Genomic DNA, 26,410 nt, shown 5'->3' with positions numbered 1-26,410 from the left:
TGCCCTCGTCTTCGCCACAAAGAATGTTATCCTTGTTTCTCATAATACAAGCAGCTCGCCGTTCCGGGAATGGCGTTTGACGTGGCCAGAACCGGGAGAACGGATTGATGACCACAGCCGGAGAGGACAGGACAGGCAGAAAGCGCCCAACCGGCGCATTCGCGCAGCGGCCGGATCTTGCCCGCCGGGTTGCGGCTAAACGCTTCTTCGCAAAAATCGTGCTGTTTTCGGAAAGAGTAGCACCGAAGACGCTGTGGCCACTTTCCATCGCCGCCGCGTTTCTGGCGCTCGCATGGTTCGGCCTCTACCGGCAGATGCCTGATTTCGTGCGGCTGGGCATCGTTTTCCTGCTGATTTTCGGTTTCATCAGCACCATCCTGCCAATCGTCCGGCTGAAATGGCCGACAGACAACGACGCGTCCCGCCTTTTGGAAGAACGCAATGGTCTCGCTCACCAGCCAGTCGGCGTGCAGGAAGACGAACCTGCGTTGGACACCCCCATTTCCCGCGCCTTGTGGAAAGAACACCAGATCCGTATGGCGGAACGCATCGCCGCGCTGAATGCCGGCCTGCCGAAACCCGATATCGCCCGTTACGACCGCTCGGCACTACGCGCCATTCCCGCCCTTTTTCTGGTTGTCGCCTTCGGTTTTTCCTATTCCAATGGTGCAGGCACGATTGCAGATGCCTTCCGCAGCCGACCGGCAGCCGGTCCGCTCAATCCCGATATCCGTCTCGACGCCTGGGTCACGCCGCCCGCCTATACCGGCCGCGCCCCGATTTTTCTGACAGGGCGCGATGCGACGGGCCACGACGCGGTGTCCGTGCCGCAATCCTCCAAACTGACGATCCGCATGACCGGTGGCGATGGCGGCGAAGAAGTGACCTTCGAGCCTGAGACCGCCGGCGCTCTGCAGAAGCTTGCCCCCGAAGCGGCGCGCGCCGACGGCGCAAGTGGCGATGTGGCGGCACAGACAGAAAAACGCGCGCCGGATCAACCTGTCACGCCGCGCACCTTTGCCATGGATGTGACCGAAAGCGGCATGATCACCGCCAATGGCGAACAATGGGTGTTCAACGTCATTCCTGACCAGCCACCGAGCATCGGCTTCGACAACATGCCGCGCCGCGCCGTCAATGGTGCGCTGGAGGTGGGTTTCACCGCCAAGGACGACTATGGCATCAAGGAAGCCCACGCCATCATCGAGCCGCTTGGCGTTGCGGAGGGTGCAACAGCACTTTACCCGCCGCCGGAATTCAAGCTCGACCTGCCGCGGCAGAACAACCGCGAGATCAAGGGGCTGACCAGCCGCAACCTGACCGAACATCCCATGGCAGGTAAGCGCGTGCGCATCACGCTGGTGGCAACAGATGGTGCCGGCCAGACCGGCCGCAGCCCCGCGCATGAAATGGTACTGCCGGGCCGCAACTTCTCTGAACCGCTGGCGGCTTCGGTTGCCGAACAGCGGCAGATATTCTCGCTCGACACGCGCCAGATGCCAAAGGCGATCGCCTATAACGAGGCGGTTGGTCTGCGTCCGGAAGAAACCATTCCCAACACCACGCACTATCTCCTGCTGCAATCGGCGCAGACCCGCATGCGGCTCGCCTATAATGAGGAGATGCTGAAGAACACCGCCGATTATCTCTGGGAGATCGCGCTTGGCATCGAGGATGGTGATCTTTCGCAGGCGGAAAAACGCCTGCGTGATGCGCAGACAGCGCTTTCCGAGGCCCTTCAGCGCAATGCCTCCGATGAGGAAGTCGCCAAGCTGATGCAGGAACTGCGCGAGGCGATGCAGCAGTTCATGAGCGAGCTTGCACAGCGCATGCAGAATGCGCCGCAAGCCAACATGAACCAGCAGGCACAAAACGTCTTGCGGCAGCGCGATCTGGAAAACATGATGAACCAGATCGAAAACCTCGCACGCTCCGGCAACCGTGACGCAGCACAGGAAATGCTCTCGCAGCTGCAACGCATGATGAACAACCTGCAGGCCGGACGGCCGCAACGTCAGGGCCAGCAGGGGCAGCAACAAAGCAGCAAGATGCGCCAGCAGATCGACAAGCTGGGTGAAATTCTGCAACAGCAGCAGAAGCTGATGGACGAGACCTTCAAGCTCGATCAGGCGCTGCGTGACCGCATGCAGCGCGGCGACCCGCAGGATGGCGGCGAAGGCCAGGACCCGCAGACGGGTGAAAACGGTGAACCACCGCAACAGGGCCAGCAGGGCGAGAACGGCCAGCAAGGCGGACAGCCGAGCGAGCAGATGACCGCCGAGCAATTGCGCGAGGCGCTGAAAAATCTGAGGGCGCAACAGGACGCGCTGGGCAAGCAGCTGGGCGAATTGCAGCAGGGCCTTCGTGATCTCGGCATGGAGCCGGGCGAAAACTTCGGCAAGGCGCAGCAGGAAATGGAAGGCGCCGGCGAAGCACTCGGCAAAAGCCAGGGCGAACAGGCGGTCGAAGGTCAGGGCAATGCGCTGAACGCGCTGCGACAGGGCGCGCAGGATATGATGGGCCAGATCATGCAGGCCATGCGCCAGCAGGGACAGCAGCCCGGACAGGGGCAGGAAGGCATGGCGGGCCAAGGCGGACAGAACGGCCGCGATCCACTCGGCCGTCCGCGCAGCACAACCGGCCCCGATTTCGGCGACCAGGTGAAGGTGCCTGATGAGATCGACGTGCAGCGCGCCCGCGAAATTCTCGAGGCTATCCGCGAAAAGCTCGGCAACAACCCGCCGGGTGAAATCGAGCGGCGTTATCTGGAGCGGTTGCTGGATATACGGTGAGGATGGAGGCCGCCATTCCTAGCGATCGGGCCTGTTTAACCTCGCGCATTTTTGAGGAAAGGCCAGCTTATCAAACACTCAACGTCATCCTCGGCCTTGTGCCGAGGATCCAACCACGTCTCAATCAATCGAGACGTGGCAGATCCTCGGGACAGGCCCGAGCATGACGGCGGAGAGAGTTGACAACTCCGCAACAAAAAAGGCGACCCAAAGGGCCGCCCTTTCTCAAATCTCTGTAGCCTTATCGCTCAGGCCGCAAGCGCTCGCGCAACAGCCTTGCGGATATCCGGAAGCGCGAAAGGTTTTGAAACCACGTCCACGATCTTTTCCGCCAGATCATCAGCACGTTCGCGCTGTTCGGCATAACCCGTCATCAACAGAATGCGCATGGCCGGGAAGCGTTCGGCGGCGCGGTGCGCCAGCTCGATGCCATCCATGACCGGCATGCGGATATCCGAAAGAAGGAGATCGAAATTGGTTTCCTGGAGCTTCTCCAGCCCCTGCTCGCCGTCTGCCGCCTCATGGGTCTCGTGACCGTCGAGACGCAGCGCACGGGCAACGAAAGCCCGCAATGCATCCTCATCTTCGGTAATCAGAATCTTCGCCATTAATCATTGCTCCTGGGCATCATTTCCAGCCGTGAGCAACATCGCAGGCTCCTCTTTTCAAGAGGTAAACACCCAGGGTTTCGCTGGGTGAATGGTTAATGAGGCGTCTCCGGCATGTCCCATCCCGGCACGGCATAAATCGTCAGGCGTCGCCCGTGACGACGCCTACGAAGGGCAGTTCGCGGAAGGCGTAAGCCACATCCATGCCGTAACCCACAACGAAATAATCGGGACATTCGAAACCGACATAGTCGGCCTCCAGATCTTCCTTGCGCTTGACCTTCTTGTCGAGCAGCACGGCGATGGTGACGTGACGGGCGCCGCGTTCGTAAAGCAGTTCCTTGGCGAAACGCAGCGTGCGGCCGGATTCGAGAATATCGTCGATCAGAAGAACATCGCGGTCCTTCACGTCGCTGTCGATATCCTTGACGATCTTCACCCCTTGCGAAACGGTGCCGGCACCGTAGCTCGAAAGCGTGATGAATTCGACTTCGGGGGCAAGGCCGCTGTCATGCAGCGCGCGGATGAGATCGGCCGCGAAAATGAACGATCCCTTGAGCACGGCGATGACCAGCAAATCCTTGGTCGGGCCGCTTGCTATATGCTTGGCCATGTCGCGATTGCGCTCGGCAATCTGCTCGGCGGTGTAAAGCGGCTCAATGTTTTTTCCACGGACGACGGGCATTCTTTCTCCTGTGCTGCGCCTTGCCGATTTTACCTTTCAGTAAAAATACGAAGACCACGCGTTAGCACAGTCAACGTTCGGAAGCACCCGCTTCGACGAAGGAAAGCTTGATGTCAGGCGTTTTTCCACCGGGATGGCGCAACTTTGCCGAAAATCCGTGGCTGAAACCGGGCTGCATCTGCCTGACCGGCGGTTCGATGACCATGCTGGCGACCAGTTGCCCCTTGGCAACGAAGAGGTCGGCGCGAAGTGCCGGCACATCTTCCAGAGCGGTACCGTTGTTTTCCACAATACCGTTGATGAGCAGGACATCCATGCCGCCAGCCTCCTGCGGCGTGATGGTGACATGAGAAATGGCAAGCGGGTTTGCGGCCACCACGACCGGCTTTTCCGGCACGACCACCGAGAGACCGCCTGAGCAGATGAAAACAAAAATGACGAGCGCCGCAACCAGCGCCGAATAGGCATCCACCGACAGGCGCGACAATTTGCGGTCCACCCAGCCGATGAACGCGTAGCCAAGAGCGCTGGCGGTAACGGGCGGTTTTTCCATCTGCCGGCGCATCGCGCCGCGATTATCGTTTCCGGGCTGACGGACACGGTTTTCCTTGATGGTGACAAATTCCGCGTCTACCACATCGGGGCCGGTGTGGGCTGCCCGCGCCGTACGGCGCACTGGCGCTTCCGGCATCAGGAGGTCGAAATCGAATGCCGCTTGCCGGCGAGATGAACGGAACATAGCCATAGAATTCCTTGGGTGAGGTTTTCCGGCCCGCAAAACTGGGCATTGCAACGAATCCTGCCAAGTTTTAAATTTAATTGGTTAATGCTTCGCAAAAACGGCTCGCATAGGCCACCGGAACCGGGTTAAACGGCGCATCCGGGCCTCACGCGCCAGCGGTTTGCGAACCACCACGAAACGAAGAGACTGGAAGTCCGTTGATCCATTTCGAAAATGTCGGGTTGCGTTACGGCATGGGCCCCGAAATCCTGAGGGACATGACCTTCGACATTCCCAAGGGTTCGTTCCAGTTTCTGACCGGCCCTTCCGGTGCCGGCAAAACCACGTTCCTGCGCCTGCTGCTGATGTCGCTGCAGCCCACACGCGGCAATATCCGCATGTTCAACCGCGATGTGTCGCGCATTCCGCGCAGCGAGTTGCCCATGCTGCGCCGCCGCGTCGGGATCGTCTTTCAGGATTTCCGGCTGCTCGATCATCTGACGACCTATGAGAATGTCGCCTTGCCGCTGCGTGTGCGCGGCAAGGAAGAAAGCGCCTACCGCAACGACGTCATCGAGCTTCTGAAATGGGTCGGGCTTGGCGAGCGCATCAATGTGCTTCCGGCCATCCTCTCCGGTGGGGAAAAGCAACGCGCCGCCATTGCCCGCGCATTGATGGACCAGCCGGAAATCTTGCTGGCCGACGAGCCGACCGGCAACGTCGACCCGCCGATGGCCAAGCGCCTTCTCAACCTCTTTCTGGAGCTCAACCGGCTAGGTACCGCTGTGGTCATCGCCACCCATGATTTCGGCCTGATGGACCAGATCGACGCACGCCGGATGATCCTCACCGAAGGGCGGCTCGACATCTATGAATGAGATCAACCGCAAACAGCTAAGACCAGAGGCGACCGCACCGAAGCGGCCGCCGATGCGTATCCGCCCGATGGCACCCATTCTGCCGCCCTCCAACATTCAGGGCAATGCGCTGATGGTGGTGATCGCCATTATGGCGTTTCTCGCCTGCCTGACGCTTGGTGCCGTTTCCATGGTGCGTGCCACCGCCGCCACGTGGCAGAGCCAGATTTCCCGCGAAATCACCATCCAGATCAAACCCGAGGACGGGCTGGACATGAATGCGGCGCTCACCAAGGCGCGCACTCTGGCGCTCACCTTCGTCGGGACGCGGGATGGCACGATCCTCGATGACGCCGCCACCGCGCGTCTTCTGGAGCCGTGGCTCGGCAGTGGCCTCGATCTTTCCGAACTGCCAGTGCCGCGCCTCGTCGTGATTACCATCGATGAAAACCACCCGCCCGATTTTCAGGCCATGCGCGATATGCTGAAAGCTGAAATTCCACAGGCGTTTCTGGATGACCACCGTACATGGGTCGACAGGCTCGTCTCCATGGCCAGGACCACTGTCATGATCGGCGTCGGGGTCCTGATCCTCGTCTTCACCGCCATGGTGCTGACGGTGGTGTTTGCAACGCGCGGCGCGCTTTCCGGCAACCGGCACATCGTCGAGGTGCTGCATTTCGTGGGCGCCGAAAGCAGCTTCGTGGCGCGGGAATTCCAGAAGCACTTCCTGAAGATCAGCCTGAAAGGTGCGGCAGCGGGCAGCGCCCTTGCCGCGGCGGTTTTCCTTGCCGCCGGTTTCTGGCAATCGAGCACGGTCGCAACGCCGCAAAGCGATCAGGCAAGTGCGCTGTTCGGCTCCTTTTCGGTTGGCCTCAGTGGTTATATCGGCATCGCCACGACGATGATCATCATCGCGCTGCTCACCACCATCACCGCGCGTGTGACGGTCATCCGCACGATCGACGATATCGACCGCGTCCGTTCCGATCCGTCGAAAAGCGACGGTGTCGCATCGTGACGCCGTCTCCCGGATCTCGCGAGGAAACTGCACCCTTCACACGCCGGATGTAACCTGCGGACGGTGGACAAAAATGCCTGTTCCTAGCCTTAATCGGCGAGTATTCAGGAGGAATGTTTGTGAGTCGGACGGACCATGATCAGGAACAGACGACCACGCGACAGGCAAAAAAGGGCCTGTTGTCGCGGCGAAGTCGCCTGCGCCGTTTTATTCGCGGTCTCATCCTGCTTTGCGTCATTACTCTCGGGGCTTTTTCCGGCGGTTTTTTGTGGTTCGCAGATTCGGTCGCCTCCATGCGCCCACCCGAAGGCGCCAAGGGCGACGCGATCATTGTTCTGACCGGCGGTTATCAGCGCATCGAACAGGCGGTCGGCCTGCTGCGGGACGGCGTTGGCAAGCGCCTTCTGATTTCCGGCGTCAACCCGGCCACCACCCGCACGCAAATCCGCAAGATGACGCAAGGCTCTTCGGACATGTTTTCCTGCTGCGTGGACATGGGCTACAAGGCCATAGACACCATCGGCAACGCCAATGAGGCTGCGAGCTGGATACGCGACCACGGTTATTCCTCCATCGTCGTCGTCACCAACAATTACCATATGCATCGCAGCCTTCATGAATTGCGCAATGCCAGCCCACAAACCCAATTCATCGCCTATCCCGTCATCAGTGCCGACCTTGCCCGTACCAACTGGTTCGCGGAGCCGGATGTGGTGCGAACCATGCTCTACGAATACATGAAATTCGTGATTGCAGCAGGACGCGACCTGACCGGGCTCGGCAAGGGCGACGGTCTGCGCAAGGCGGGCGCCGATCACCCCACGATCAAGGCGGCAACCTCCTCCCCGTGAATGGAAAGAACGGAGAGAACGCGCTTGCTGCGGAGCCTTGTTTTCGTGTAGGCGTCTGGCATCGGCATCCGGCATCGAGGCGCGCCTGAGCTTCGGAACGGCTGCAACCCGGGAAGTCTGTCGATGCTCAAGCTGCGCTCTTTTCTTTTCAATACGCTGTTTTATCTCAATCTGATTGTCCGCATGATCGTGCTCACGCCGATCTATTTCATCCTGCCGCGCAGAATAGCCTATGAAATCCCCAAGAACTGGGCGCGATCCAACCATTGGCTGATGAAGACCATTGTCGGCACCACCTTTGAGATCGAGGGGCTGGAAAACATTCCCGAAACCGGCTGCATCTTCGCCCCCAAACACCAGTCCTTCTGGGACACCTATGCGCTGCTGCCCAACCTTCCCGATCCGGTCTATATTCTGAAGCGCGAGCTTTTGTGGATCCCGCTGTTCGGCTGGTATGCGATGAAGCAGCGCATGATCCCGGTCAACCGCGCCGCGCGCGGCAAGGTGATGCTGAAGGTCATGGAGCGGGCGAGAGAGGAGATGGCGGCTGGCCGCGAACTCATAATCTATCCCGAAGGCACACGCCGGCCACCGGGCGCTGAGCCCGAATATCGTTATGGCATCGCACGTCTTTACCGCGACCTCAAAGTCCCCGTCATTCCGGTCGCCATGCATCCCGGCCTCTTCTGGCCACGCCGCTCGACAATGCGTTATCCCGGCCATTTCAAGGTGCGGATCTTGCCGGCCATCGAGCCGGGGCTGGACCCGGACGTGTTTTTCAAGACATTGATCGAGGTGACGGAAAAGGCGAGCGACGAGTTGCTGCTGGAAACCGCGCGCAACAATCCGCACCTGCCGCTGCCACCGACCGCCATGAAGCGTATCGCAGAACTTCAGGGGCAAGACACTCCCGCCGGCTAAACCGCGACCGTGCCGACACTGGCGGCAATGCTTTCCAGCAGCGTGTCGCGAATACCCATATCCTGCAGATGCTGCACGGTATTGAAGACGTAGTCGGTATTCGGGCCGGACCGGCCCGATGCGGCAGCCACGATCGTGGCCGCTTCCGCGACACCTAGACCACCAATATACTGCTCGTGGGCGGGATCGGCCACATAGGTCACGGCACTGCCGCGCGTGCCATCGGCGAGCGCAACGGCAACGACGCGTTCCTTGTAGACATTCGTTACCAGCTCGCGCTCGCGCAGATAGGCCATGACCGGACCATGGTCCGCTCCCCGCACTCGAAAGGCAACGCCGAGGCAGGAGCCGCCGCGCTCCAGACCGAGCACAAGGCCGGGCCTCTCCTCAGTGCCGCGGTACACATTTGAACTGATGCAGAGGGAGCGTCGATAACCGTGCAGCCGCGCCTGCTGCCTTTCCTCAAAGGCAAAGCCCGGGTTCCACATCAAAGAACCGTAGCCAAAGACCCAAAAATCGTCCATATCCCAAGCCAAATCGAATTTATCTGAAGTCTGTTCATCGGAGATCAATATGGCATCGTCAAGCCAATCCGGCACGGTCAAAAAATTCCTCTGGCTTGGTATCGCCGTCGTGCTGGTTATCGGACTTTACACGGCCGGGTGGTTTTATGCCGCCGACAAGCTGAAGCAGACGGTTCTGAACGTCATCTCGCCTTCGCAGGCCAGAAACCTCAGCGGCGAATGCGGCGACATTGCCTTCAAGGGTTATCCTTTCCGCATCGGCCTTTTCTGCTCCAAGGTAACGGTGGAAGACAAGCAGAATGGCGTTTCAGCCTCGTTCGGAGAATTGCGTTCCGCAGCACAGGTCTACAATCCCGGCCACATTGTCTGGGAACTGGATGCACCAGCTGAAATCCGCACCGCGCATGGCCTGACGGTTTCGGCCGTCTGGCAGAACATGCAGTCGAGCATCGTCACCAAGCTTAGGGGTATCGACCGCACCTCGCTTGTCATCGACGGCCTGAAGGCTCAGGCGGTTTCCACGGTTACCGGCCAGACGATCGATTTCGATGCCACCAAGACGGAAATGCATCTGCGCCAGAACGGTGCCGATCTAGACGGCGCGATAACGTTGACCGACTCGTCAACCGTCATTAAGGACTGGCCGCAACTTCTGCCGCGCCTCAACGCCATCGCCGATGTCACCCTTGCCGGCAAGGCGGGTATGGTAGACGGCAGCGATACGGCCGGGCTTTACGGCGCGAGCGGCGAGCTTCGCCGGCTGGTCGCCGATATCGGCGAAGGCCGCACCATGCGTATCAGCGGCCCCTTCTCCTTTGATAAGGAGGGATATCTCTCCGGCCAGTTCAAGCTGGAGATCGAAAAGCTCGACGCCTGGTCGGACAATGCCAAGCAGGCGTTTCCGCAGCTGCAATCCACCATCGATACCGCCCGCAAAATGCTCCGTGCACTCGCCGGCGGCGGCGACAGGGCGTCCGTCGATCTCGTGGTGGATCGCGGCCGCGCCACCGTCAGCGGTTTCATTCCGCTGGGGAAGATCCCGCCTATCTAAGGGATTGCCCCCATACTCAACGTCATCCTCGGGCTCGTCCGAGGATGACGAAGGAAAAACTTGGCAATTTGCCAGCGGATCCTATGGCCGGATCAAATCCGGCCATGACTGTTCGCCAGCGGCGATTTACTTCTTCTGATCCAGCGCGTGACGCCCAAAGTCAGGCGTATCGACGTCCTGACCGGCCTCGATGATGGAGCGGCGGATGGAGCGTGTGCGGGAAAACAGTTCGAACAGCTTGTCGCCCTCCCCCCAGCGGATCGCCCTTTGCAGCGAGGCGAGGTCTTCCGAGAACCGTGCCAGCATTTCGAGGATGGCATCCTTGTTGTGCAGGCAGACATCGCGCCACATGGTGGGGTCCGAGGCGGCGAGACGCGTGAAATCTCGGAAGCCGGAAGCGGAATATTTGATGACTTCCGACTCAGTTACCGTCTCCAGATCATCCGCCGTACCGACGATGTTATAGGCGATGATGTGCGGCAGATGCGAAACGATCGCCAGAACCTTGTCGTGGTGTTCGGCATCCATTTCATCCACACGCGAGCCAAGCGCCCGCCAGAAATCCTTGAGCCTTTCCAGCGCCTCCGCATCCGTGCCCGGCAGCGGCGTGAAGATGCACCAGCGCTCGCGGAAAAGACCGGAAAAACCGGCATCCGGGCCGGATTTTTCCGTTCCCGCCAGCGGATGGCCGGGAATGAAATGCACATTGTCAGGCATATGCGGCGCCATCTGCGCGATGACAGAGGCCTTGGTAGAGCCGACATCGGTGACGATGGCGCCGGGCTTCAGATGCGGCGCGATCTGCTCGGCAACCGCCCCGGATGAACCGACCGGCACTGAAACGATGACAAGATCGGCATCCTTGACGGCCTGCGCAGCGGATGTCGTATACTCGCTTCCAAGCGCCAGTTCCTCTGCCCGCTTGAGCGTTTCCGCGCTGCGGGTGGAAATCGTGACATGCCGGGCAAGACCCAGTTCCTTGATGTCGCGGGCAATAGACGAGCCGATCAGGCCTATGCCAACAAGCGCGATGCGCTCAAACATGATCTCGCCCATTACGCCTGCCCCATGAACTCGGTGAGCGCGGCGATGACGCCGAGATTGGCTTCTTCCGAACCAACCGTCATACGCAAGGCATTGGGGAAACCGTAACCGCGCACGGCACGCAGGATATAGCCGCGGCGGCTCAGGAACTCGTCCGCATCTGGTGCACGCTTGCCATCCTGGTCCGGGAAATGGATGAGGACGAAGTTGGTGACTGATGGCGTGACCCTGAGGCCGAGACCGGTGAAGACCGTCGTGAGTTTCTCCAGCCAGAGCGTGTTGTGAGAGATCGCCTTTTCCAGGAATGCCTGATCGCGGATGGCCGCGGCACCCGCTGCGATCGCCGGCGCGCTCATGTTGAACGGACCACGCACCCGGTTCAGCGCATCGATGATGGCGGCCGGACCATACATCCAGCCGACGCGCAGTGCGGCCAGACCGTAAACCTTGGAGAAGGTGCGGGTCATCACCACGTTGCGGTTGCCAGACACCAGCTCGAGACCGGCCTCGTAGTCGTTCTTGCGCACATATTCGGCATAAGCCGCATCAAGCACGAGCACGACATGTTTCGGCAGACCAGCCTGAAGGCGGCGGATTTCCGCGACCGGAACATAGGTGCCGGTGGGATTGCCGGGATTGGCGATGAAAACCATCTTCGTCCTTGGCGTGACGGCGGCGAGAATGGCGTCCACATCGACGGCGCAATCGTTTTCCTTCACCGTCACCGGCGTTGCGCCCGCACCCATGATCTGGATCTTGTAGACGAGGAAACCGTGTTCGGTGATGATCGCCTCATCGCCCGTACCCAGATAGACGTGGCAGAGCAGGCCAAGAAGCTCATCCGAGCCGTTACCGCACATGATATTCGCTATGTTGAGGCCATGCACGTCTGCAATCGCCTGACGCAGCGCAATCGCCTGTCCGTCGGGATAGATTTCCAGATGGCTGGCGGTAGCGGCGAATGCCTCGATCGCCTTCGGGCTTGGCCCGAGCGGCGTTTCGTTGGAGGAGAGCTTATAAACCTTCGCGACGCCGTCCACATGTTCCTTGCCGGGAACATAAGCGGCGATATCCAGAATACCCGGACGCGGAAGAGGTTGGCTAAGCTCTGCACTCATTTGATCGACCTTCGGAAATGCGCCGGTGGAACCCGGCAAAAGCAATGCCGGAGGCATTAGACCGGAATGGCCCCTTTGTCGAGGGTCAGCGCGGCGTTCCATGCCTGACGGCCGTGCCGTTTAGCGCTATACGCTCGAGCATGATTGCTCATCACGCCTGCCCAATGAACTCGGTTAAGGCCGCGATGACACCAAGATTTGCCTCTTCCGAACCGACAGTCATTCTCAGGGCATTGGGGAAACCGTAACCATGCACCGCACGCAAGATATAACCGCGATGGCTTAGGAATTCGTCCGCATCTGCCGCACGCTTGCCGTCCTGATCGAGGAAATTGATCAGCAAGAAATTGGCGACTGACGGCGTGACGGTCAGGCCGAGCGCAGTAAACGCATAAGTCAGCTTCTCGCGCCAGAGCAGATTGTGCTCGACGGTCGTTTCGACAAAAGCCTGATCGCGCAAGGCAGCCGCGCCGGCGGCAATCGCAGGCGCATTCAGGTTGAACGGGCCGCGCACACGGTTCAGCGCATCAACGATATCCACCGAGCCGTACATCCAGCCGATGCGTAGCGCGGCAAGGCCGTAAGCTTTGGAAAGCGTGCGGGTCATAACGACATTGGGGTTTCCAGACACGAGCTCGATGCCGGTTTCGTAGTCGTTGCGGCGCACATATTCGGCATAGGCCGCATCGATCACCAGAAGAACATGCTTCGGCAGGTTGGCTTGCAAATGACGGATTTCTGAGACCGGAACATAGGTGCCGGTAGGGTTGCCCGGATTGGTGACGAACACCATCCTTGTCTTCGGCGTCACCGCCGATAAAATAGCGTCTACGTCGACGGTGCAACTCTTTTCCTTGACCGTAACCGGGGTCGCGCCCGCTGCGATGATCTGGATTTTGTATAGGAGAAAGGCGTGCTCGGTAACGATCGCCTCGTCACCCACACCAAGATAGGCCCTGCAAAGCAGTTCCAGCAGCTCGCCGGAACCATTGCCGCAGATAATATTCGCACCGTTGAGGCCATGAACCTCGGCGATTGCACAGCGCAGCGCGGCCGCCCGACCGTCCGGATAGAGTTCCAGATTGGCCGAAGCCGTGCCGAAAGCCTGTATAGCCTTGGGACTCGGCCCAAACGGCGTTTCGTTGGCGGAAAGCTTATAAACCTTCGCGACGCCGTCCACATGTTCTTTTCCGGGAACATAAGCGGAAATATCCAGAATACCAGGACGCGGAACGGGTTGGCTAAGCTCTGCGCTCATTTTTATCGACCTTTGAAAAGACGTCGGAGAACCCGGCAAAAAAACAATGCCAAAGGCGTAGGACGGAATGGCCCCTTTGTCGAGGGTCAGCGCGGCTTTCCGTGCTTTGCGGCGGTGCGGGTGGTGGGCACACCCTGAGGCGCTAGGACCGGCACGAAAACCCGGCGTGAGGCGCGCTGGGTAACGGGCAATCCCTGATAGAGACGTTTCTGCGCCTCAACCACGATAACGCCGGAAAACAGCGGCCAGAGCCTGCGGCCGGTAAGCTCAAGGTATCGGCGGAATTTCAGTACCGGGCGGCTGGTGGTGGGCGGAAAGAAAAGCGCTTCGGCGCTTGCCCCCGGCGTAAAATTGGTCTCGCGCAGAAGCGCCGTCAACTGCCCGCGCGAATAGGGCCGGCCCGAGCCGAAAGGTGTGTGTTCCATGCGTGCCCAGACCCCACGCCTGTTCGGCACCACGATCACCAGACGCCCGCCGGGCGCCAGCACCCGCCAGAGTTCTTTCAGGGTTTCGCGCGGATTTTCGGCAAATTCCAGAGCATGCACCATCAACACCCGGTCTATCGACGAATCGGGTAGCGGCAGCTCCTCGTCAAACACCAGCGCCGTGGAGGAAAGCTCGCCTGCCGGCCAGTTCACCGCTCCCTGCCCCGCCGGCATGAAGGCAAAGGTGCGCTCCGTGTCATGACGGAACCGCTCCAGAAACGGCACGGCGTAACCGAGGCCGACCAGCCTTTCCTCCGGCAAAGGCGGCCAGAGCGATGACAGCGCCATGGTGATCGCCTGCTCGGCCGAGCGGCCAAGCGGGGAATGATAGAATTCGCGCAGATCGACGATATCGGTGTTCATGGGCGAGAATGTAGCATCAGGCGGTTGGACTTCAAGGCGTCTGCGCCTACATTGAAATTCAGGCGGACAAATGCGCCGGCCACGGCCGGCAAATGGAGAGGACCACGATGAAACCTTTGGAAATAGACGTCTTTCTTTGCCGCAGTGATAATTTTGGCGTTCTGCTGCACGATCCAGAAAGCGGTGCGACCGCCGCAATCGATGCGCCGGAGGAAGGCCCCATCCTGCAGGCTCTTCATGGGCATGGCTGGAAGCTCACGCATATCTTCACCACCCATCACCATCAGGACCATGTGGAAGCCAATCTGGCGCTGAAGGACAAATTCCAGTGCGAAATACACGGCCCACATGATGAGGCGATTGCGATCCCCGGTCTCGACCGGTCCCAGGCCGATGGCGACGAGTTCGAATTTGCCGGACGGCGCGTTCAGGTCATTGCCACACCCGGTCATACGGCGGGGCATATCTGCTACTACCTTCCCGATGACGGCCTGCTGTTTGCCGCCGATACGCTGTTCGCCATGGGCTGCGGTCGCCTGTTCGAACGTACGGCAACAGATATGTGGCATTCTTTCCAGAAGTTGATGGCGCTGCCGGATGACACGAAAGTCTATTTCGGCCACGAATATACACTTTCGAATGCCCGTTTCGCGCTCACCGTCGATCCTGATAACGCGGTTCTAATCGAGCGCGCCGAAAGCGTCGAAAAGGCGCGGCAGGCGAATGAATTCACCATTCCCACCACCATCGGGCTGGAAAAACAGACCAACCCTTATATGCGGGTAGCCGACGCCGGCATCCGCAGTCATCTTGGCCTTGAAGGCGCAACCGATGCCGAAGTCTTTGCCGAAATCCGCACACGCAAGGACAATTTCTGATGGGCGCCGATCTTTCTGCGGCAGCGATCATTCGCGAACTGGAACTGGAGCCGCACCCCGAGGGCGGCTTTTACCACCAGACATTTCGCGACAAGGCAGGTGGTGAGCGCGGCCATTCGACGGCGATCTATTTTCTTCTGGAAAAGGGGACGCGCTCGCACTGGCATCGCGTCACCGATGCAGTGGAGGTCTGGCACTATTATGCCGGCGCTCCGATCACACTGCATCTTTCCGAAGATGGCAGGGAGGTACAGACCTTTACCCTCGGCCCCGACATTCTGGAAGGCGAGCGCCCGCAGGTGATCGTGCCTGCCAATTGCTGGCAATCGGCCGAAAGCCTCGGCGACTTCACCCTCGTCGGCTGCACAGTCTCGCCGGGTTTCGCCTTTTCAAGCTTCGCGATGGCCGAACCCGGCTGGTCGCCGGGTGATACGCTGTAACTGCATCAACCGCCATATTTGGTGGCGGTGATGTAGACTTGGCCTACCCGCGTCGGAATGACGGCGTAGACCGGGGCATAGACATCCATATTGTCGGATTTGGCGAACCAGATCTCCATGGAAATGGATTTCAGGTATTCGATATCCTTGCGCCCCTGGCGATAACCCGACTTCGGCACGTAACGCGCCTTGCAGACCACGGCATCGCCGCTGAAGCCATTGGTCTTGAATGGCTTGGTGCCGCTGGGGCTCAAAACCAGATCCAGCCGCGATTCGCCGTCATAGATCGGCAGGCGCGACGGGCAGATGCGGCCGCCGGCGGGAATGATGAGGCCGGAGATTGGATCGAGGACGGAGCGTAGGTCGCCGTCCTTCACATTCACCCAATTGTCCGGCCGCGCCTTCGGCTCCGGTTTCACCGTCGTCGATGTGACGTTGCCGTTGCGATACACCACATCATAGGTCCGTACCCGCTTGCCGTCCTTGTAAACAAGCGAATATGTGTTCGCCTGCAGCCGATGGCCGCGTTTGGCACCCGAAATCGTCGTCTTGCCGGAAATATCCGCCAGAATGCTTGCAAGCCCTGCTGAGCTGAAGGAACCGGAAATCGAATAGTTCGGGCCGTTCATGCGAGTCGAAAAACTCGCCTTGGCAATTGGCAGAATACCGAGATTGATGCTGTATTCGCTTGTATGGCGGGCTTCGGCGGCGAGCGAGGGAGATACGCCTGCAAACGCCATTGTCACAGCCATGAAAATGCTTTTTCCTCTGGCAATCATTTGGATATCACCTTAAAAGAGGCGCGGAAGCGGCCTTATGGGGCGATCATATACGCCGACTTGTGGCAATAAAAAAGCGGATGCCGGTTGAAAACGCCGGAATTTCCTTTCATTTGCTCGCGAGCGGCTTGACTGTTAAGTCCCGTCTGACTATAGAACCGCAACTTTCCAATCATGGCCAGTTGGATTGCCACCACGGTTTTGCCGGTGGCGAGCCAGTGGTGAAACAGACAAACGAAATAGGTGTACCCATGTCCCGTGTATGCGAATTGACCGGCAAGGGCGTCCAGACGGGCAACAACGTCAGCCACGCCAACAACAAGACCAAGCGCCGGTTCCTTCCGAACCTCTGCCAGGTTACGTTGATCTCCGATGCTCTCGGCCAGCGTTTCCGCCTGCGTGTTTCCGCAGCAGCTCTGCGCTCCGTTGAACATCGTGGCGGCCTCGATGCCTTCCTTCTGAAGTCCGGCGAAAACGAACTGAGCATGCGCGCTCGTCTCCTGCGCCGCCAGATCGCCAAGAAGACGGCCGAAGCTGCTTAATTAGCGGTTTCGACATCACTGATATTCAGAAGGCTTGAATGGCTTTTGCCGCTCAAGCCTTTTGCTTGTTTTAATTCGGCTCCAACTGGTGGCATCACCCAGGATAAAAAAATGCCCTACCTGCGCTACACGCTCATTTACGTTCTGCTGATGACACTGGTGGTCGTCGCGTCCAATATTCTGGTGCAATACCCGCTTTCCGGATCGCTGTTCGGCGTCAATCTCGGCGATCTTTTGACCTGGGGTGCCTTTACCTATCCGGTCGCCTTCCTCGTCACAGACCTTACAAACCGTCAGTTTGGCCCCTCGGTCGCGCGCCGCGTCGTACTTGCCGGTTTTGTTGTTGGTGTCACACTGTCCTTCTGGACCTCGATCCCGCGTATCGCCGTTGCCTCCGGCACCGCCTATCTGATTGGCCAGTTGCTCGATATTTCCGTATTCAACCGCCTGCGCCGCCAGCGCTGGTGGCACGCACCGCTTGCCGGCTCCATGCTGGGTTCGGTGCTGGATACCGCGCTGTTCTTCTCCATCGCCTTTGCTGCGAGTTTCTCCTTCGTCGGTCCCAACGATGCCTTCGCCATTGAAAACGCCCCCGTGCTCGGCATCTTCGCTGTGGAGGCACCGCGCTGGATTTCCTGGGCGCTCGGCGACCTCTCGGTGAAGATCCTCGTCGGCCTCGTGATGCTCCTGCCCTACGGCGCACTGATGAACACGCTGAAGCCGATGCCAAAGGTCGCCAAATCGGGCTGACACCATTGTCATCCAGGTTTAAGGCTGGGGTGGGAGCGTGGATCGAATCGCGCTTGCAAACCAGCCGACTGCGTTGCAGTCTGCGGTCCGTGGCACAGCTCAGAGGCAGGCAGATATGCAGATCAATGACGTTATCGATATTGTGGAGGCCGCCAGCGCCACGCTTTCAGGCTCCACCTTCAACGACGTCAATCTTTCGGGCACAGTGTTCAACGACGTCAATCTCGCCGGCACCAGCTTCAACCAGATCAACTTTTCCGGCGCGTCGTTTACTGACAGCAACATGTCCGGCTGGTCGATCGACGACGTCAATCTTTCCGGTCTGAAACTGAGCAACGCCAACCTGTCCGGCGCGCAGATAACAGGATGCCGAATGACCGGGATGAAGATCGACGGCATTCCCGTCGAGGATCTGATGGCTGCCTACAAGGCGGCGCAGCAGGTCTGAACCTTCACTCCACCAGCTTGAATTCCAGCATCAGGTTACGCTGGAGAAATGAGTGATTGTCATCGGAAACGATGATGAGGCGCGTGGAACCATCAGGCCCCTTCAGCACATCCATGCCTTCCATATTATCGATCTGGTAGACCATGCCTGCTTCCAGCAGGATTTCGCCATCCACCACCGCGCCCGGCCTGACATCGGCAGCCTTGATGCGGCGGATGCGCATCCCCACCCCTTCAGCGAAATTGAAGCGGCGCTCCAGAAGCAGCAGGTCTCCATTGGGCAGGAAAGCGCCATCAGTCACGTCGAATGAGGGGTGATGGGTGACCGCGAATGTGCCCTTCAACGGGCCTTCCAGTATGGCGGCGAGAAGATTGCCGTCGGCATCGATGCTTTTTTCAGCCACCACGACAAGGGCACCGGCAAGCGGCGAATCGGCCGGCGAGACCGCAAGGGCCTCCATGCCGCCATTGTGGCGCAGTTCGCTGTTGGGAATGAGATGAGGCAGGCGGCTGAGCGGCTTTGAGGTCTCGAACCCCGGATCGGGATAGGCATCGATCCTGTGCCGCTGCTCGTAGCTGACGAATACCTTGCCATCCCGCAGCGCCAGACCTTCCGCATCCATTTCCATCTTGCGGGAAGGTTCACGGCCGCTGGCATCCAGTATGGCAGTGATACGCACGTCACCCAACCCGGACAGAGCGCCTGAAGGGCCGCGTGCGATCTTGCCCGTGAGCCAGTGGCCGGTATCCAGCACAGCAACAAATTCCTGCCCGTTTGGGCGGAAGCGGATGGAGGATATGGCGCCGAATAGTTTTTCCGGCGTGCTCATCACCATGCCGCCGATAAATTCCAGCTTTCCGAAACGCCTAGCGCTGGTGCCCACCTCGAAGCCTGACAACAGACGAACGCCAACCGGAACATCGATGGTCGATGCGCCGATAGGCACCGGAACAAGCGCTGCGACCGCAAGAACTGCAGCCATCGCCAGCGATTTACAGGAAAGAAAAGCCCGACCCCGCTTATCCCGCACGGCGAACCTTGCGGGACGAGCTGACGGTATTGGTATCCTCGAAGAGAGCAGCAAGCTGTTCGGTCATCGCGCCAGCTAGTTCGTCCGCATCCACGATCGTCACGGCGCGACGGTAATAACGCGTCACATCATGGCCGATACCGATCGCCAGAAGCTCCACCGGCGAACGGGTCTCGATCTGCTCGATCACGGCGCGCAGGTGCCGTTCCAGATAGTTGCCCGCATTGACCGACAGCGTCGAATCGTCCACCGGCGCACCGTCCGAAATCATCATCATGATCTTGCGCTGCTCGGGGCGGCCGATCAGGCGGTTATGCGCCCACATCAGCGCTTCGCCGTCGATGTTTTCCTTCAACAGGCCTTCACGCATCATCAGGCCAAGATTGCGCCGTGCACGCCGCCAGGGTGCATCCGCCGACTTGTAGATGATATGGCGCAAATCATTGAGCCGACCCGGCGAGCCGGGTTTGCCGCTGGCCAGCCATTGCTCGCGCGACTGACCGCCCTTCCACGCCTTGGTGGTGAAGCCGAGAATCTCCACCTTCACACCCGACCGTTCCAGCGTACGCGCAAGAATATCGGCGCAGGTGGCAGCAACCGTGATCGGGCGACCACGCATCGAACCGGAATTGTCGATGACGAGCGAAACCACCGTATCGCGGAACTTGGTGTCGCGCTCCTTCTTGAAGGAGAGCGGCTGCATGGGATCGATGATAAGCCGCACGAGGCGAGCCGGATCGAGATAACCCTCTTCCAGATCGAAATCCCACGAACGGTTCTGCTGCGCCATCAGACGGCGCTGCAGCCGGTTCGCCAGACGTCCGACGGCGCCCTGAAGATGGGCGAGCTGTTTGTCGAGAAACGCGCGCAGGCGGTCGAGCTCCGACTCGTCGCACAGTTCCTCGGCGTGGATTTCCTCGTCGAATTCCTGGGTGAAGATGCGATAGTCGACCTTCTCGTTGAAATCGTCGAAGGGGCTGTTGGGGCGGCGGGTCTCGCCGGGCGTCTCGGAATCCTCATCGAGATCGTCGGACATTTCCTCGTCCGACATCTCGGCGCCGTCCATCTCGCCTTCTTCCATCTCCTCCTGCGAGGCCTCGCTTTCATCAGCGGGCGTCGCATCGGAACCGGCCTCTTCCTCGACCTGTTCTTCCTCGGTCTCGTTGGTGCGCGGCTGCTCCTCGTCGGATTCTGCCTCCTGGCTTTCCGGCTCGTTATCGTCGTCGCCGAATTCCTCCGCCATCTGCATGGAGGTCAGCATCTTGCGCACCAGCCGCGAAAACGCCTTCTGGTCGCCAATCACCTTGGAAAGGTCGCTCAGGTCGCCGGCGGCCTTGTCCTCGATGAAGTCGCGCCACAGGTCGAGAACCTTGCCGGCACTGGCCGGTGGTTTTTCGCCGGTCAGCTTTTCGCGCACCAAAAGGGCGACGGCTTCGGCAAGCGGTGCATCGTCCTTCGTGTTGATGCCAGAAAAATTCGCCTTGGCATATTTTTCCGTGTTCATGGCCTGAATGTTGGAGGCCATGCCCGGCATGCGCAGCGCACCGATGGATTCCACCCGCGCCTGCTCAACAGCGTCGAAGATCAACCGCGCCTCGGCACCCTGCGGCGACATCACCGCATGGGTGTCAGCGTCATGGCAGGCAAGGCGAAGCGCCATGGAATCGCCAAGGCCACGGGTGACGGCGATTTCCTGCGCGGTGGGTTTCTTGGAAATTTCCGGCAGGCGCATGCGCTCTCCGGCAAGGCCGGGCCGCTCATTGGCGAAAACGACCTCAACCTCGGCATCGCCGGCAACCGATCGCACGCATCCGGCAATCGCCTGACGCAACGGTTCGGTATCGACCGCCGTACCCGGTTTTGCTCTGGAATTGTCGCCGCGCGCTGCCATTGTCTTTCCTGTCAGTTGTCGACGCTTCGGAGCCGCCCATCCAAGGATGCGCGGCCCGCCGGCGTCTTCAAGTCATCGGTGATGTTCTCCGGACAAGCCGGGGAAGATCAGGCGCTGAGAACGATGTTCGCAGCACTTTCCTTCAGCTCGACGCCGAAAGCCCGCTGATATTGTTCGGCAACCAGCGTGCGCTCCAGTTCGTCGCACTTGTTGAGGAAGGTCACACGGAACGCAAAGGCGAGATCGCCAAAGATTTCCGCATTTTCCGCCCAGGTAATGACGGTACGCGGGCTCATGACCGTGGAAAGGTCACCGTTGACGAAGGCCGAACGGGTAAGATCGGCCACACGCACCATCTTGGAGACGGTTTCGCGACCCTTCGGATTGTTGAGGCTCTTTACCTTGGCGGCAATGATGTTCACTTCCTGCTCATGCGGCAGGTAGTTGAGCGTGGTGACGATGGACCAGCGGTCCATCTGCGCCTGGTTGATCTGCTGCGTGCCGTGGTAAAGGCCCGTCGTATCGCCGAGGCCGACCGTGTTGGCGGTCGCAAAAATGCGGAAGGCGGGGTGAGGACGGATGACGCGGCTCTGGTCGAGCAGCGTCAGGCGGCCCGAGGATTCCAGCACGCGCTGGATGACGAACATCACGTCCGGGCGACCGGCATCGTATTCGTCGAAGACCAGCGCGACATTGTGCTGGTAAGCCCAGGGCAGGATGCCGTCCTTGAATTCGGTGACCTGCTTGCCGTCTTTAAGGACGATGGCGTCCTTGCCGACGAGGTCGATACGGCTGACGTGGCTGTCAAGATTGACGCGCACGCAGGGCCAGTTCAGGCGGGCAGCTACCTGCTCAATATGGGTGGACTTGCCCGTGCCGTGAAAGCCGGAAACCATGACGCGTCGGTTGTGAGCAAAACCGGCAAGAATAGCGAGCGTCGTATCGCGGTCGAAAAGATAGTCGGGATCAAGGTCGGGCACGTAGGCGTCGCCCTGCGAATAGGCGGGAACCCGCAGATCCGTATCAATGCCGAAAACCTCCCGCACGGACACCGTCGTGTCGGGCAGGTTGGAAATATCAAGGTCGATTTTGCTCATCACGTCTCCAAGGCGGGCGGCGGCCACCCGGCCACATCATCAATCAGGCGGTAAACACGAACGTTGGCTTAGCAGAAACCTGACTGCTTTAACAATTGATATGCTTGAACAACAGCCCGAAAACGTTCTTCCGAGCCGCGATCGCCACCATTAGCATCAGGATGGTGCTTTTTGACAAGCTCCTTATAGCGCCTTTTTATCTCTTCCTGCTTTGCACCCGCAGAAAGGCCGAGCGTATCGAAGGCTTTCGCCTCCAGCGTCTTCAACTTGCGGTCCTGCTGCAGACGCTGGCCGCCGGCCTTTGCGCCGTTTGCAAAACCATTCGTGAAGCCAAAAGGATCGCGGATGCGGGCATTGGCCGCGCCCGCCGCGCCGGAACGCAGCGTGGAGTGCAGCGGGCTGTCGCGCGCAGTCTTGTTCACGCCAACCGTCCAGGTGGGACGATGGCCGGTGATCGCTTCCTTCTGGTAACGGGCGATCTCGGTGTCCGACAGGCCGGAGAAATAATTATAGCCCTTATTGTATTCCTTCACATGCTCGAAACAGAACAGGAAGAATTGCCCCTCGGCATTGCGGCCGACAGGTGCACGGTGAGCGCCCGGCTTGTCGCATCCGTCCCACTGGCAGGTCGGGGCTTGAACCTCAGGTTCCTTGTCCCTTTTTCTGCGTGTACGGATGCGGTCGAAATATTTCGAATCCAGTTTCATGATGCCCTGATTATGGGGTGCGAAAAGGCGCACAACAAGAATTGACAAAGCGGAATGTTGCAGGCTTTTAGGTAGCCCCTTTCAAAGACCAGCCAACAGGATTGGAGCCCATCGCATGTCCCTGCGAAAACGCATAGAAACAAAGCTTCGGCAGAGCTTTTCGCCGGAACGCCTGGTGGTGATCGATGAAAGCCAGATGCATGCCGGCCATCAGCCGGACATAACCGGCACCGGCGAGACGCATATGCGTGTTCAGATAGTGTCTGAAAGCTTCGCAGGCAAGTCACGCATTGAGCGCCACCGGGCGATCAACGCACTTTTGAAACCGGAACTCGACGCCGGGCTGCACGCCCTCGCCATCGAGGCGGCGGCGCCGGGGGAGCCGACGCGGTTCTAGGCAACGCGCGCCTTAAGCCTCAGCCGGGATGCTTTTCCGACAGGAAAGACTGCACCTCGGACGTCGCGACATCGTCGGCCACGAAGGACTGGCCGATGCCGTGGGTGAGGATGAAGGTGAGCTTGCCGCCCTTGACCTTCTTGTCCTGCGCAATTGCCGCCATCAGCATCTCGACCGGCGGCAGTTCACCTGGAATATCCTTCATCGACACTGGCAGACCAACCGCCTTGAGATGCGCCTCGACGCGCGCGGCATCATCAGGGCTTGCAAGGTTGAGGCGGGCGGAAAACTGGTGCGCCAGCACCATGCCGATGGAGACACCTTCGCCGTGCACCAGCCGCTTGCTGTCATAATTCGTTGCTGCCTCCAGCGCGTGGCCGAATGTGTGGCCGAGGTTCAGAAGGGCGCGTACGCCGTTTTCCTTCTCGTCGGCCACCACCACATCGGCCTTCGCCTGGCAGCTTGTGGCAATCGCCTGGATGCGGGCGGGACCGCCGGTGCGGATTTCATCCCAGTTCTTTTCCAGCCAGAAGAAGAAGTCCGGCTTGTCGATCAAGCCATATTTCACCACCTCGGCGTAACCGGCGCGGAATTCGCGCTCGCTCAGCGTATCGAGCACCGCCGTATCGGCCAGCACTAGATCGGGCTGATGGAAAACGCCGACAAGGTTCTTGCCTTGGCGGGTATTGATGCCCGTCTTGCCGCCGACGGAGGAATCCACCTGCGATAGAAGCGAGGTCGGTATCTGCACGAAACGCACGCCGCGACGCACAATGCCCGCCGCAAAACCGGCGAGATCGCCTATAACACCGCCGCCAAGTGCAATCACCGCATCGTTGCGCTCCACCCGTGCGGAGAGAACGGCATCGCAAACAGTGACCAGATGTTCGAAGCTCTTGGTCTTCTCGCCCGCAGGCAAGGTCAGCGAAACGGCCTCGATGCCATCCGTCTGCAGGCCGTCCATCAGGCCTTCGAGGTAAAGCGGTGCAACATGCTCGTCAGTGATGATAGCGGCACGCCTGCCCTTCAGCCGCGACGAAATCTCGCCGCCCGCCCTGCCGATCAGGCCCGGTCCGATCAGAATGTCGTAAGCACGCTCACCGAGCGGCACATGGACAAGACGTTCGTCGGTGTGGATTTCGGAAGGCGTCATGATGCTCAGTCTTTCTGTTCGAGGCCGGCGATGGCGGCCAGCACTTCGGTCACGATAATCTCCTTGCGGACATCGCGGGATTCGATGGTCAGATCCGCTTCCGCATAGATCGGATAACGTTTCTCCATCAGGGCCGCCAGCGTGGCCTTGGGGTTTTCGGTCTTGAGAAGCGGGCGATGATCGCGCTTGTTGACCCTTTCCCACAAAACCTCGATATCGGCCTTCAGCCACAGCGACACACTGCCGCGCGTGATGTGCCGGCGGGTATTGTCGTTGATGAAGGCGCCGCCGCCGGTAGAAATGACCTTGGGGCCACCGCGCAGCAGCCGCTTGACGACCCGCGTTTCCAGCGCCCGGAACTCCTCCTCGCCATAGGTTGCGAAAAGTTCGGCTATCGTCATGCGAGAAACACGCTCGATTTCGACATCCGTGTCGATGAAGGAGACCTTGAGCTGCTGGGCGACCATGCGACCGATCGCGGACTTTCCAGCCCCCATCAGTCCGACAAAGACGACGTTGCGCCCGGCGAGCTTGGCCCGCGCTTGCTCCCCGAGTGTGACCGGGACAGATAAATTCTTTTCATTCATAAAATTGAAAGCCCGTTTGGCATGGATATCTGCAAATGTTTACGAAGCGTCAAGCCAAATTGCTGACTGAATTGCGTTGAATCACAATCATCGCCGCATGCGGCAGCGGCGGACTACCGCTTTTTGATCTTGTCGCCGCTTTCGCTGCACCGCATATACATTCTGACTGCCACCCTCACGGAGCCGCCATGCCAACCCTCTTCCGCTTCACGATGATACTGGCAACCATCGCGGGGCTGATCTATGGCGGCATGGTGCTGCTGGTCATGTTCGTCAAGCCGAATGATCGCGAGGTGACGGTGCGCATTCCTTCCGAGCGGCTGAACCCGCCGTCGGCGGAGCCGGCAAGGCGCACCCCATGAGTAGCAAAGAGATGAGCGGGCGGGACGGCGCGCGGCTCGAAAGTTTTCTGGAAATGATGAGCGCCGAACGGGGTGCCGCCGCCAATACGCTCTCTTCTTACGAACGCGACCTTTCCGATCTGCGTGAATTTCTCGGTGGCCGAGGCCAGTCCTTGATGGAAGCCGCCACGGCCGACCTGTCCGCCTATCTGACCCATCTTTCCACTCAGGGCTTTGCAGCCACGTCGCAGGCAAGACGCCTGTCCTCCATGCGGCAATTCTACCGGTTCCTCTATTCTGAAGGACTTCGCGGCGACGACCCGACCGGTACCATCGATGCGCCCAAGAAGGGCCTCACTCTGCCCAAGACGATGAGCGTCGCGGACGTGACAAAACTTCTTGGCATCGCTGCTGAAGAGGCAGCCTTAACCGGCCCCGGCCAGCTTGCCCGCATCCGCATGCATCTGCTGCTCGAACTTCTCTACGCGACCGGCATGCGCGTCAGCGAACTCGTCTCGCTGCCGCTCAAGGTTTTGCGCCAGGAAGGACGCTTCCTGATGATCCGCGGCAAGGGCGACAAGGACCGCATGGTGCTGCTGTCTCGCGCGGCCATCGAGGCGATGGAAAAATATGACGCGGCCAGAAAGTCGCTCGTACCTGAGAAAAGCAGGACGCCCGCACCGCAGAAAAAGGCTGACAGTCCGGAAAGTCCGTGGCTGTTTCCTTCAAACAGTAAGGAAGGGCATCTGCCGCGACAGGTTTTCGCCCGCGACCTGAAGGATATTGCCATTCGCGCGGGCCTCAATCCCTCGGCGGTGTCACCGCATGTCCTGCGTCACGCCTTTGCAAGCCACCTTCTGCAGAACGGCGCCGACCTGCGCGCCGTGCAGGAGCTGCTCGGCCATTCCGACATTTCCACGACACAAATCTATACACATGTGCTGGAAGAACGCCTGCAAGAGCTGGTACAAACACATCACCCCCTTGCCAAACAGGGCAAAAACCTTGATTAGAGCGACCGGAACCGCCGGATAATCCGGCTCAAACCTTGCGCAAAACGATCGGAAACGG

29 protein-coding genes are annotated in these 26,410 nt (G+C 59.7%); 14 read left to right on the top strand and 15 right to left on the bottom strand.

The genetic code is table 11. From position 1 onward, the window contains the following. Positions 1-107: 107 nt before the first annotated feature. A complete protein-coding gene (locus tag CRO62_RS09325; RefSeq protein ID WP_097099951.1) occupies positions 108-2,792 on the top strand; it encodes a TIGR02302 family protein in 2,685 nt (894 codons plus the stop codon). A gap of 248 nt (positions 2,793-3,040) precedes the next feature. Here CRO62_RS09325 and CRO62_RS09320 read toward each other — a convergent pair whose 3' ends face one another. The 3 genes from CRO62_RS09320 to CRO62_RS09310 form a co-directional block, all read right to left on the bottom strand. Next, positions 3,041-3,400, bottom strand: coding sequence for a response regulator (locus tag CRO62_RS09320; protein WP_003511329.1), 360 nt, complete (start codon positions 3,398-3,400; stop codon positions 3,041-3,043). A gap of 142 nt (positions 3,401-3,542) precedes the next feature. Continuing rightward, entirely contained in the window at positions 3,543-4,085 is a 543-nt protein-coding gene (gene hpt / locus CRO62_RS09315) for a hypoxanthine phosphoribosyltransferase (RefSeq protein ID WP_003511330.1), read from the bottom strand. A gap of 70 nt (positions 4,086-4,155) precedes the next feature. Further along, complete coding sequence (locus tag CRO62_RS09310) at positions 4,156-4,824, bottom strand: hypothetical protein (RefSeq protein WP_097099950.1); 669 nt, start codon at positions 4,822-4,824, stop codon at positions 4,156-4,158. Positions 4,825-5,024: 200 nt separating this feature from the next. Between CRO62_RS09310 and ftsE the strand changes: the two genes are divergently transcribed. The 4 genes from ftsE (at position 5,025) to CRO62_RS09290 (ending at position 8,456) form a co-directional block, all read left to right on the top strand. After that, a complete protein-coding gene (gene ftsE / locus CRO62_RS09305; RefSeq protein ID WP_003511334.1) occupies positions 5,025-5,684 on the top strand; it encodes a cell division ATP-binding protein FtsE in 660 nt (219 codons plus the stop codon). Continuing rightward, positions 5,677-6,684, top strand: coding sequence for a cell division protein FtsX (locus CRO62_RS09300; RefSeq protein ID WP_003511335.1), 1,008 nt, complete (start codon positions 5,677-5,679; stop codon positions 6,682-6,684). Before ftsE ends, CRO62_RS09300 begins: the two co-directional genes overlap by 8 nt. 113 nt (positions 6,685-6,797) lie before the next feature. After that, the gene (locus CRO62_RS09295; RefSeq protein ID WP_097099949.1) at positions 6,798-7,535 is read left to right on the top strand and encodes a YdcF family protein; all 738 of its coding nucleotides are present in this window, start codon (positions 6,798-6,800) and stop codon (positions 7,533-7,535) included. Positions 7,536-7,658: 123 nt separating this feature from the next. Next, positions 7,659-8,456 (top strand): lysophospholipid acyltransferase family protein, encoded by a 798-nt coding sequence (locus tag CRO62_RS09290; RefSeq protein ID WP_097099948.1) that lies wholly within the window; start codon positions 7,659-7,661, stop codon positions 8,454-8,456. Here the strand turns inward: CRO62_RS09290 and CRO62_RS09285 are convergent. Beyond that, the gene (locus tag CRO62_RS09285) at positions 8,453-8,980 is read right to left on the bottom strand and encodes a gamma-glutamylcyclotransferase (protein WP_097100444.1); all 528 of its coding nucleotides are present in this window, start codon (positions 8,978-8,980) and stop codon (positions 8,453-8,455) included. The genes CRO62_RS09290 and CRO62_RS09285 overlap by 4 nt on opposite strands. A 49-nt stretch (positions 8,981-9,029) precedes the next feature. Here CRO62_RS09285 and CRO62_RS09280 point away from each other — a divergent pair, with 49 nt between their 5' ends. After that, positions 9,030-10,031, top strand: a complete 1,002-nt coding sequence (locus CRO62_RS09280; protein WP_097099947.1) for a DUF2125 domain-containing protein — start codon at positions 9,030-9,032, stop codon at positions 10,029-10,031. A gap of 126 nt (positions 10,032-10,157) precedes the next feature. On the opposite strand, the gene CRO62_RS09275 is transcribed toward CRO62_RS09280, so the two are convergent. From CRO62_RS09275 to CRO62_RS09260, 4 genes are all read right to left on the bottom strand, one after another. Beyond that, positions 10,158-11,087 carry a prephenate/arogenate dehydrogenase family protein gene (locus CRO62_RS09275; RefSeq protein WP_097099946.1) on the bottom strand — a complete coding sequence of 310 codons (930 nt, stop codon included), beginning with the start codon at positions 11,085-11,087 and terminating at the stop codon, positions 10,158-10,160. Further along, positions 11,087-12,193, bottom strand: coding sequence for a histidinol-phosphate transaminase (hisC, locus tag CRO62_RS09270; RefSeq protein ID WP_097100443.1), 1,107 nt, complete (start codon positions 12,191-12,193; stop codon positions 11,087-11,089). Before hisC (CRO62_RS09270) ends, CRO62_RS09275 begins: the two co-directional genes overlap by 1 nt. A 151-nt stretch (positions 12,194-12,344) precedes the next feature. Continuing rightward, positions 12,345-13,451 (bottom strand): histidinol-phosphate transaminase, encoded by a 1,107-nt coding sequence (gene hisC / locus CRO62_RS09265; protein WP_097099945.1) that lies wholly within the window; start codon positions 13,449-13,451, stop codon positions 12,345-12,347. 86 nt (positions 13,452-13,537) lie between these two features. Then, a complete protein-coding gene (locus tag CRO62_RS09260; protein WP_003511344.1) occupies positions 13,538-14,299 on the bottom strand; it encodes a class I SAM-dependent methyltransferase in 762 nt (253 codons plus the stop codon). 107 nt (positions 14,300-14,406) lie between these two features. Here CRO62_RS09260 and gloB point away from each other — a divergent pair, with 107 nt between their 5' ends. Both gloB and CRO62_RS09250 read left to right on the top strand, forming a co-directional pair. Then, the gene (gloB, locus tag CRO62_RS09255) at positions 14,407-15,177 is read left to right on the top strand and encodes a hydroxyacylglutathione hydrolase (RefSeq protein ID WP_097099944.1); all 771 of its coding nucleotides are present in this window, start codon (positions 14,407-14,409) and stop codon (positions 15,175-15,177) included. Then, positions 15,177-15,617, top strand: a complete 441-nt coding sequence (locus tag CRO62_RS09250; protein ID WP_097099943.1) for a cupin domain-containing protein — start codon at positions 15,177-15,179, stop codon at positions 15,615-15,617. Before gloB ends, CRO62_RS09250 begins: the two co-directional genes overlap by 1 nt. A gap of 5 nt (positions 15,618-15,622) precedes the next feature. Here CRO62_RS09250 and CRO62_RS09245 read toward each other — a convergent pair whose 3' ends face one another. After that, complete coding sequence (locus CRO62_RS09245; RefSeq protein ID WP_097099942.1) at positions 15,623-16,396, bottom strand: DUF3108 domain-containing protein; 774 nt, start codon at positions 16,394-16,396, stop codon at positions 15,623-15,625. Positions 16,397-16,647: 251 nt separating this feature from the next. Here CRO62_RS09245 and rpmB point away from each other — a divergent pair, with 251 nt between their 5' ends. From rpmB to CRO62_RS09230, 3 genes are all read left to right on the top strand, one after another. Further along, positions 16,648-16,938: a 50S ribosomal protein L28 gene (rpmB, locus tag CRO62_RS09240; RefSeq protein WP_003509888.1), complete on the top strand. Its 291-nt coding sequence runs from the start codon at positions 16,648-16,650 to the stop codon at positions 16,936-16,938. 111 nt (positions 16,939-17,049) lie between these two features. Beyond that, positions 17,050-17,688, top strand: a complete 639-nt coding sequence (locus CRO62_RS09235; protein WP_097099941.1) for a queuosine precursor transporter — start codon at positions 17,050-17,052, stop codon at positions 17,686-17,688. Positions 17,689-17,803: 115 nt separating this feature from the next. Next, positions 17,804-18,136 carry a pentapeptide repeat-containing protein gene (locus CRO62_RS09230; RefSeq protein ID WP_025595408.1) on the top strand — a complete coding sequence of 111 codons (333 nt, stop codon included), beginning with the start codon at positions 17,804-17,806 and terminating at the stop codon, positions 18,134-18,136. 4 nt (positions 18,137-18,140) lie between these two features. Here CRO62_RS09230 and CRO62_RS09225 read toward each other — a convergent pair whose 3' ends face one another. The 4 genes from CRO62_RS09225 to CRO62_RS09210 all read right to left on the bottom strand — a co-directional run bounded on the left by CRO62_RS09225 (position 18,141) and on the right by CRO62_RS09210 (position 22,861). Continuing rightward, on the bottom strand, positions 18,141-19,118 hold the full coding sequence (locus tag CRO62_RS09225) for an esterase-like activity of phytase family protein (protein WP_179784483.1): 978 nt from the start codon (positions 19,116-19,118) through the stop codon (positions 18,141-18,143). Between the two features lie 37 nt (positions 19,119-19,155). After that, positions 19,156-21,057 carry a cobaltochelatase subunit CobT gene (gene cobT, locus CRO62_RS09220; RefSeq protein WP_097099939.1) on the bottom strand — a complete coding sequence of 634 codons (1,902 nt, stop codon included), beginning with the start codon at positions 21,055-21,057 and terminating at the stop codon, positions 19,156-19,158. Positions 21,058-21,164: 107 nt separating this feature from the next. Beyond that, a complete protein-coding gene (gene cobS / locus CRO62_RS09215) occupies positions 21,165-22,154 on the bottom strand; it encodes a cobaltochelatase subunit CobS (protein ID WP_003511352.1) in 990 nt (329 codons plus the stop codon). 68 nt (positions 22,155-22,222) lie between these two features. Then, a complete protein-coding gene (locus tag CRO62_RS09210; protein WP_097100442.1) occupies positions 22,223-22,861 on the bottom strand; it encodes a J domain-containing protein in 639 nt (212 codons plus the stop codon). Between the two features lie 115 nt (positions 22,862-22,976). Between CRO62_RS09210 and CRO62_RS09205 the strand changes: the two genes are divergently transcribed. Further along, on the top strand, positions 22,977-23,258 hold the full coding sequence (locus CRO62_RS09205) for a BolA family protein (protein WP_097099938.1): 282 nt from the start codon (positions 22,977-22,979) through the stop codon (positions 23,256-23,258). Between the two features lie 19 nt (positions 23,259-23,277). Here CRO62_RS09205 and aroB read toward each other — a convergent pair whose 3' ends face one another. Next, on the bottom strand, positions 23,278-24,411 hold the full coding sequence (gene aroB / locus CRO62_RS09200) for a 3-dehydroquinate synthase (protein ID WP_097099937.1): 1,134 nt from the start codon (positions 24,409-24,411) through the stop codon (positions 23,278-23,280). 5 nt (positions 24,412-24,416) lie between these two features. Next, positions 24,417-24,998 (bottom strand): shikimate kinase, encoded by a 582-nt coding sequence (locus tag CRO62_RS09195; RefSeq protein WP_003511357.1) that lies wholly within the window; start codon positions 24,996-24,998, stop codon positions 24,417-24,419. Positions 24,999-25,186: 188 nt separating this feature from the next. Here CRO62_RS09195 and CRO62_RS09190 point away from each other — a divergent pair, with 188 nt between their 5' ends. Continuing rightward, a complete protein-coding gene (locus tag CRO62_RS09190) occupies positions 25,187-25,360 on the top strand; it encodes a hypothetical protein (protein WP_003511358.1) in 174 nt (57 codons plus the stop codon). A gap of 11 nt (positions 25,361-25,371) precedes the next feature. After that, positions 25,372-26,352 (top strand): site-specific tyrosine recombinase XerD, encoded by a 981-nt coding sequence (gene xerD / locus CRO62_RS09185; protein WP_373694472.1) that lies wholly within the window; start codon positions 25,372-25,374, stop codon positions 26,350-26,352. Positions 26,353-26,410: the final 58 nt, after the last annotated feature.

This window comes from Rhizobium sp. AN6A, from assembly GCF_900215635.1.
Classification (GTDB): domain Bacteria; phylum Pseudomonadota; class Alphaproteobacteria; order Rhizobiales; family Rhizobiaceae; genus Agrobacterium; species Agrobacterium tumefaciens.
Note: the sequence above shows the minus strand (reverse complement) of the source record. Positions and strands in the feature narration are given on the sequence as shown.